Here is a 7,920-nt window from a genome sequence, read left to right as displayed (position 1 = left end):
GCAGCACCAAGATTGGCATTGGCCGAAACCGACACAACACCGCCATCAATCTGCGTGCCGCCCGTATAGTCACTGGCCGTGCTCGAGAGAACAAGCGTGCCGTCGCCGGTCTTCGTTAGCTTGCCCGTGCCCGTCACCGTGCCGGAGAAGGTGTTGGTCTTCGCAGCCGTCGTCTGGATCGTGCCGCCATTCGTCCCAAGCGTCACCGCACGACTGTTGTCAAAGCTGTCTGTGAGCAGAAGCGTGCCGGCATCAAACCCGAGCGCACCTGTGGCAGCACCAAGATTGCGGTCTGCACTCACCGACACAACGCCGCCATTGATCTGCGTCCCGCCCGTATAGTCGCTGGCCGTGCTCGAGAGAACAAGCGTGCCGTCGCCTGTCTTCGTCAGACTGCCAGCGCCCGTCACCTTGCCCGAGAAACTGTTGGTCTTCGCAGCCGTCGTCTGGATGGTGCCGCCATTCATCCCAAGCGTCACCGCACGGCTGTTGTCAAAGCTGTCTGTGAGCAGAAGCGTGCCGCCATTGAAGCCGAGCGCTCCTGTGGCAGCACCAAGATTGGCATTGGCCGAAACCGACACAACACCGCCATCAATCTGCGTGCCGCCCGTATAGTCACTGGCCGTGCTCGAGAGAACAAGCGTGCCGTCACCTGTCTTCGTCAGACTACCAGCGCCCGTCACCTTGCCCGAGAAACTATTGGTCTTCTCTGCCGTCGTCTGGATGGTGCCGCCATTCGTGCCAAGCGTCACCGCACGGCTGTTGTCAAAACTGTCCGTCAGCAGAAGCGTGCCGCCATTGAAGCCGAGCGCACCTGTCGTCGCGCCAAGATTGCGGTCTGCACTCACCGACACAACACCGCCATCAATCTGCGTGCCGCCCGTATAGTCACTGGCCGTGCTCGAGAGAACAAGCGTGCCGTCACCTGTCTTCGTTAGTTTGCCCGTGCCCGTCACCTTGCCCGAGAAACTGTTGGTCTTCGCAGCCGTCGTCTGGATGGTGCCGCCATTCGTGCCAAGCGTCACCGCACGACTGTTGTCAAAGCTATCTGTGAGCAGAAGCGTGCCGCCATTGAAGCCGAGCGCTCCCGTGGCAGCACCAAGATTGGCATTGGCGCTGACAATCAATTTACCCGAATTGACAACGGTCCCACCCGTATAGGTGTTCGCGCCACCAAGCGTAAAAGTCCCCGTGCCGCTATAGGTGAAGCCGCCAGTGCCCTGTATCACGCCGCTATAGGTATCGTCACTGCTGCCCGTTACTTCAAGCGTGTTGGTGCCAAGTGTCACAAACCCATTGTTGCCAGAAAGAGAGCCGACCGAAAACGTACCCAACGTACTCCCGGAAAAATCAAGTGCCGTACCGCTATCACTTATAAGAAACGTGGAGCCCGTGGCGCTGGATGTGTCTGTGAACACCAGTTTCCCGCCGCGCTCAGCACGAACTCTCTGGTTGTCAGCATTTGTGCCATGCGTGAATGATATTATGGAATTAGTATCCGCTGAATCTGCGGTCCACCCCCCATTCAGCGTAAGGGTCTCCCGCGTGAAATCAATATCACGGAACTCCAGCGTAGAAGCTCCACTCGCACCGAACGCTGCCTTGCTTGTTGTTGAGCCCACTCCTAAAGTGATGGTGGGCAGAACCGTGCCGGCAACCTTGCCTCCGCCATCAAACAACATCCTAGCTCCACCGTACGCAGCAACGCCATAACTCCAGTTGTCGGTGCCCGGTGAGGCCACGTTTATGACCGTACTGCTATTCACATTAATCGTACTGCCAGCACCATCCACCGCTAGGCCGACTGCGCTCTCACCATCTACTGCTACGGTTGTGCCACTGACAGTAATTGTGCCGCCTTGATCCGCACGGAGACCTTGAGCCTGTATCCCAGTACCGGTATGAGCACGAATAATGGAACCGGTTATAATCGCATGAGCGCCAGTACCTCGCGCCAGAACGGCAGAAGCAACGTCATTCACTAAGCCAAGAGTAATCTCTATTGTTGCACTATTTACAGTATATGTTCCCGCAGTAACAGAATAAGAAGGAAAACCAGCCGTACTGGACGTAGTAACTGTATTAACCGTATCTCCCGGATTCAGATCCTGATTTGATACTTGCGTCGTATAATCAGTCGCCTTTGCCTCATATGTTGTGATCGCAAGGCTTGAGACAGAGAGCGCCAGTGTCAGAGACAATGCGCTGAGGATGCTGCGGGCCTGTGAAAGACATCGGGTGGGCATAATGGCGATCTGACCCGAAGCGGGGGCCTGCGCCAACAACGGTGCGGCCACAGAACGACGGTTATAAGCAATATATGGGACGCTCATTGCGCAATACCTCTTCAACATGCATTGAAAGCGCCGCCGTGCCCGGCAGCGTTGAACCTAAAACTGGAAAATCGGGGTTCGGCGACCCGCCCGACATGCGGACCGCCCTAAAGAAAAACACGGTAGCGATGGCAAGAACAACACACGCGGCGCATCGCGGAAGCCGCAGCAGGCATGAAGAAGACCCGGGCTGCAAACGGCAAGGCGAACACGCCGCAGCGACGCTTCCCCAGCTTTTCTGCGCAAATGACCATTCCCCCTACAGACAGCTTCAACGCCCAAATTGGATCACCTCATTCAACATGCGTGAGGACACGCACCCCGCATAAAACATCGCCCTGCGCCATCAAAACGAGATGCTGGTCGATTGTGCCTTTTAACCTCGCCCATCGGCCATTCAACAGAATATTGGTAACAAATATGTTATAGTAAGAATATTTTGTAAATATAAAACGTAAATAACCTACAATAACTTGTAATATAATTTTATATTACTAATATTATACATTAATGATTTAAAATAAAAAGGATCACTCTTCTACTAAAGCAACCATTTTATGATTTTGATTTTTCGTGAATATTAGTAATGCGAAATTTACAAATCATAACCGTTGCTTCAGAGCAAAGGTCTGGCATGCACCCAAATACGGGAGCAGACGATTTGGGTCCTGAAGACACGTCTGCCATGACAAATAGCCTGTGCAATAATGAAAAATGACGTAACAGCCGCGCCAGGAGATCCAGGACACCGACGACGTGCTCCCTGTTTCACCGATTGATTCCCATGGTGAAATCACTGTTCCCAATAGCCGCCAGCGGCCTACCCAATCTTGGCGGCTGTTACTTTCTTATAAGATCTGCATCGGCTATCCAAACCAGTCAACAGTATCTTGCACTTCGTTTCCCATGAAGAACTTGGCCCATCATGCCTCCTGCCATTCATTGAAAAATAGTGCACCATCAAAGTTCGGGATCAAACACCTAGTTGGCCATGGTATCGGCGAGAAAGTCGATCAGAACCCGGGCAGCCATGGGAAGATGTTGCCGCGACGCGTAAAGTGCATGAATACCTAATGCTTCCGGCTGCCATTCTGCCAACACCACCTCCAGCTTGCCATCCCGAACGTCCTGATCGGCTGCGAATGTCGGCAACATGGCTATGCCCATTCCGGCGATCGCGGCTCGCCGCAGCGCCAAGGCATCATTGGTTTGGAAGCTTCCGGCAACAGGCACCGCGATCTGAACGCGCCCGTTCCCCAGCGTCCACTCGGCGCCACCCAGGTTGGTATAGGTCAAGCAGTAATGTTCTTTCAAGTCTTCCACACCGCCGGGTTGTCCATGAGCCTTTAGGTAGGCAGGCGCTGCATAGAGCTGTGACGGGCATGAGCCCAGTCGCCTCGCGATAAGTGAGGGGTCGAGAGTGTTTGCAATCCGGATGGCGACATCAATCCGGTCCTGAACAAGATCAACCGGTCGGTCGGAGATTAGAAGGTCAACCTTGATGTGCGGATAATCACCAGAAAAATTTGCCAGCAGCGGGATCAGCAACGCATCGGCCAGAATGCTCGGTGCCGTAACTCGAAGTCGGCCCCTTGGTGTTCCCGCATCCATTGCCACATCGGTGATAGTGTCGGCGATCCGGACCATTTCCTTGCATAATTCAAGGACCCGCTCTCCAGCCGATGTCAGGCTGAGCTGCCGCGTGGTGCGGTGCAGCAGCCTCGTGCCCGACCAGCCCTCAATAGAGGCGATATAGCGCGATGCCATGGCTCGCGACATGTCAAGAGCTTCGGCGGCTGCCGTAGCACTGCCGCGCTCAACCGTCTCGATGAACACCCGTGCTGCCGTGATCCTGTCCATGCCATTCGCTCATTTTATGCAACACTGTGTCGACAGTAGCGCCGCTTACCTCCGCTCCACGCAACAGTATATATGTCCTAAACAAAAGGACACCGCAATGACCCATACTATTGAACTCCAGTATTTCTTCGATCCATTCTGTGGATGGTGCTACGCCAGCGCACCGGCATTGGAAGGTCTTGCCGGCAAGTTTCCCGGCGCATTGCGCATGATGCCCTCGGGCCTGTTCTATGGCAGCCGCCCCGTCTCAGCGATATCGGATCATGCCTGGCGCAATGATCAACGTATCCAGTCACTGACCGGCCAGCCATTCTCAGAGGCCTACCATCAGAACGTTCTGCTCTCTTCTACCGGTATTTTTACTTCAGCGCCCGCGACGTTGGCACTTCAGGCCCTGGGCGAGCTTGAGGCACCGCTCGAGCCTGCTTTCCTGCATGCGGTCCAGATCGCCCGCTATGTCGAAGGGCACGACACGGCCAAAGAAGAAGAAGTTGCCAAAGTGGCCGTCGCGGTCGCCCGCAAACACGGCTTTGAGCTGGCTATCGAAGGGTTTTCTGAACGCTTGAAAAACGATGTCGATCTGCGCCAACGCACCCTCGAACGCATGGAGGCGACGCAGGCCCGAATGCACGACTTGGGCATTCAAGGCGTCCCACAACTAAACGTTGTCGTGGACGGTTGGCCATTCCAGCTCAATGGCGACGTTCTCTATCAAGGCTCCGACCGTTTGTCGGCAGCGATCGAAGATTTGACTGCTTCCGTGCAACCGACCAGCAATGGGTAGAACCATGAAAATCGCTCTAATCGGTGCTTCGGGCCAAGCAGGCTCGCGCATCTTGGCCGAGCTCCCCAACCGCAGTCACGACGTCTCCGCAATTCCCCGCGCCCCCTCCAAGATCGCTGCGCTTTCTGGTGTCACCGCTGTGGCCGGCGACATCGAGACGCCTGCTCACGTCTGGCAGCGCTTCACTGTGAGCTATTAGGCCTAAATCTTCTGACATCACAAACCAGCGCCCCCCCAGTGGTGTGTTCCGGCGTGGAATACTGCCCCCTTTAGGGGGCGAATACTTATTCAATTTAACCCGCCCTAGATTTCATCCGAGGATCTCACTTTTAGTCAGCAGATGGAGTAAGGAGTTGAAAAGAGTGGATATGATTGCTTGTGTCCGGCGCGCCTTCCATGTTTCAAGGCTGGTCGGTAAAGAAGATCACCAGAGAGCTTCATGTTTCTCGTAATACGGTTCGTAAGATACTGCGGTCTGATGCGACGGAGTTTTCTTACAAGCATGAACATCAGCCTTTTCCGAGGATGGAGCCATGAGATTATTCGGCTCAATGGCGTGACCACAACGATCAAAGTCGCACATGCTTGATTGTGTCATTGCCGGGTGATGTTTGCATAGGCTTCCATGCGCGGCAGGCAGAGATAGTCGCCATTCAAAACCCAATAAAATCGCGAAAGAAAATTCTATAAAAGTTTATTTTCGTATTGAAATATCAATACATTTAATAAACTAAACAATATAAATTTATAGCAATAAGTATATTATAATTTAAAATTCTCTATTTTCTACATTTTACAATGTAGCCATGCATTTTTGATTCCTATAAAAAATACTCTCTTTCACATTGACAAAATTGTGGCCAAACCTAGATTTGAAGTTTGGAATTTATGCCCCAATTTTGTGAGAGAAAATGCCAGCAAAATTTATTATCAATCCGCCCGTATTCTTCGGCTCGATTATTATCATAGGATTGTTTCTTGCAATCGGTGTAATTGTTCCAGATCAGGCCGCTGAAATTTTTGCTGCTTTGCAAAACAGTATTCTTGCAAACTTCGGTTGGTTTTATCTTCTGGTTGTTGGGATTTTTCTGGCCAGTGTTCTGTTGCTCAGTCTGGGGCGATATGGACGCCTCAAATTAGGGCCGGACGACTCCACACCGGATTTCAGTTTTATGTCGTGGATTGCGATGCTTTTTGCCGCCGGCATGGGCATCGGGTTGATGTATTATGCTGTTGGTGAGCCGATGTCTCACTTTATGGCCCCACCAACAGCGGAACCCCGCTCGATCGAAGCAACGCGCCAGGCCATGGCTGTGACGTTCTTCCATTGGGGCATTCACGCCTGGGCTATTTACGCGGTCGTGGGGCTTTCGCTTGCTTATTTTGGTTATCGCTACAACCTTCCACTCACAATCCGCTCGGGATTATATCCACTTTTAAAAGAACGGATTAACGGCCCGATTGGGCACGCTGTTGATATTTTTGCGATTGTCGGAACAATGTTCGGGATCGCAACCTCGCTTGGGTTGGGTGTTTCGCAAATCAATGCAGGACTTAATTATCTGACGGGCGTCCCCATCGGATTGCAGGTTCAGCTTCCTTTAATATTGGTCATTACCGGCCTTGCGACCATATCCGTTGTCACCGGGCTTGATAAAGGTGTTCGCATTCTATCGGAAGTGAACCTTCTGATTGCAATTTTGCTGATGCTGTTTGTTCTCGTCGTGGGCCCAACTTCGCAGCTGTTCCGCGATTTTGTTCAAAATATCGGGCTTTATCTGGATACGATTGTTCTTAGAACATTCAACATTTATGCCTATCAGCCAACACCATGGATCGATGCCTGGACTCTTTTCTATTGGGCATGGTGGATTTCCTGGTCGCCTTTCGTCGGTATGTTCATCGCGCGTATCTCCAGAGGGCGAACAGTGCGCGAATTTGTTACAGCCGTTTTGTTTATTCCAGCAGGCTTCACATTCTTTTGGATGACTGTCTTTGGCAATTCCGCAATCCTGATTGACACCACTGTTGCCAACGGAAAGCTGGGCGCTGAGATAGCGGCAGACGTTTCGGTCGGCCTGTTTCATTTCTTCGAATATTTGCCGTGGACCACATTGACCTCGACGCTTGCGGTCATTCTGGTGGCAATATTCTTCATCACTTCTTCAGACTCTGGCTCTTTGGTTGTGGATTCCATTGCCGCCGGTGGTGAAACCGAAACAACGACCGCTCAACGGGTCTTCTGGTGCGCGCTTGAAGGCATTGTTGCCGCGAGCCTGCTTGTTGCGGGTGGATTGGGTGCACTTCAATCTGTGACGATTGCAAGCGCACTTCCATTTTCTATCGTCATTCTCGTTCTTGTCTGGTCGCTCTTCAAAGGGATGCGGGCCGACCTCGCCCAACAGGTCGCACATGCGGGAATTCCAACCACTCCCACGGCACAACCGGCGTCTGGCCTGACCTGGCAACGCCGGTTATCGTTGATGCTGCATGCACCTTCCGAGCGTGAAGTGTCCGCTTTTATCGAAGGCCCGGCAATGAAGGCGCTTTCCGAAGTCGCAACGGAACTTAACAATCGAGGACGCGACACCGTTGTCGCCACAGAAGACAATGGTTCAATTGCACTGCGTTCATCGGCAGAAGGCGTTCGCGACTTCATTTATGGGATAATGCCAGCCTCGCACCAGATTCCCGCTTTCTCCGCTATGGCCGTGGGAAAACCTGAGTTTCGCTACGAAGCCAGAACGTATTTTTCGAGTGGAGGACGAGGTTACGATGTCATGGGCATGACGAAAGATCAATTGATCTCCGACGTTCTGGTTCAGTTCGAGCGCTATCTCGCATTGGTTCACACACCAGAAACGCAATTGGTCCACAGCGCACCGGAGCATTCAGCCGACATGTGATCGTCGATACGTGAGAATTTTAAATACCAACAATCGA

At 52.6% G+C, this 7,920-nt stretch carries 4 protein-coding genes and 2 pseudogenes; 4 read left to right on the top strand and 2 right to left on the bottom strand.

Translation table 11 applies throughout. The features are described from left to right. Together ABE530_RS17645 and ABE530_RS17640 are read right to left on the bottom strand one after the other, a co-directional pair. On the bottom strand, positions 1–2,333 hold a 2,333-nt coding region (locus ABE530_RS17645; protein WP_499695407.1), incomplete at its 3' end, for a beta strand repeat-containing protein. Positions 2,334–3,314: 981 nt separating this feature from the next. Beyond that, positions 3,315–4,193 carry a LysR family transcriptional regulator gene (locus ABE530_RS17640; protein ID WP_499695406.1) on the bottom strand — a complete coding sequence of 293 codons (879 nt, stop codon included), beginning with the start codon at positions 4,191–4,193 and terminating at the stop codon, positions 3,315–3,317. 97 nt (positions 4,194–4,290) lie between these two features. Here ABE530_RS17640 and ABE530_RS17635 point away from each other — a divergent pair, with 97 nt between their 5' ends. The 4 genes and pseudogenes from ABE530_RS17635 to ABE530_RS17620 all read left to right on the top strand — a co-directional run bounded on the left by ABE530_RS17635 (position 4,291) and on the right by ABE530_RS17620 (position 7,883). Further along, a complete protein-coding gene (locus ABE530_RS17635; RefSeq protein WP_499695405.1) occupies positions 4,291–4,977 on the top strand; it encodes a DsbA family protein in 687 nt (228 codons plus the stop codon). A gap of 4 nt (positions 4,978–4,981) precedes the next feature. Continuing rightward, a pseudogene (locus ABE530_RS17630) lies at positions 4,982–5,140 on the top strand (NAD(P)H-binding protein); the annotation flags it as partial. 205 nt (positions 5,141–5,345) lie between these two features. Further along, a pseudogene (locus tag ABE530_RS17625) lies at positions 5,346–5,463 on the top strand (helix-turn-helix domain-containing protein); the annotation flags it as partial. 425 nt (positions 5,464–5,888) lie between these two features. Next, complete coding sequence (locus ABE530_RS17620; RefSeq protein WP_499695404.1) at positions 5,889–7,883, top strand: BCCT family transporter; 1,995 nt, start codon at positions 5,889–5,891, stop codon at positions 7,881–7,883. The last annotated feature ends 37 nt before the right edge of the window (positions 7,884–7,920 follow it).

This window comes from Brucella sp. TWI559 (assembly GCF_039674265.1).
Taxonomy (GTDB): Bacteria; Pseudomonadota; Alphaproteobacteria; order Rhizobiales; family Rhizobiaceae; genus Brucella; species Brucella chromiisoli.
The sequence above is the reverse complement of the archived record's forward strand: the minus strand, read 5'-3'. Positions and strand labels throughout refer to the sequence as shown.

Coding starts and splice junctions, on each gene's coding strand:
- ABE530_RS17640 (WP_499695406.1), bottom strand. CDS start 4,193: ATGGACAGGATCACGGCAGCACGGGTGTTCATCGAGACGGTTGAGCGC.
- ABE530_RS17635 (WP_499695405.1), top strand. CDS start 4,291: ATGACCCATACTATTGAACTCCAGTATTTCTTCGATCCATTCTGTGGA.
- ABE530_RS17620 (WP_499695404.1), top strand. CDS start 5,889: ATGCCAGCAAAATTTATTATCAATCCGCCCGTATTCTTCGGCTCGATT.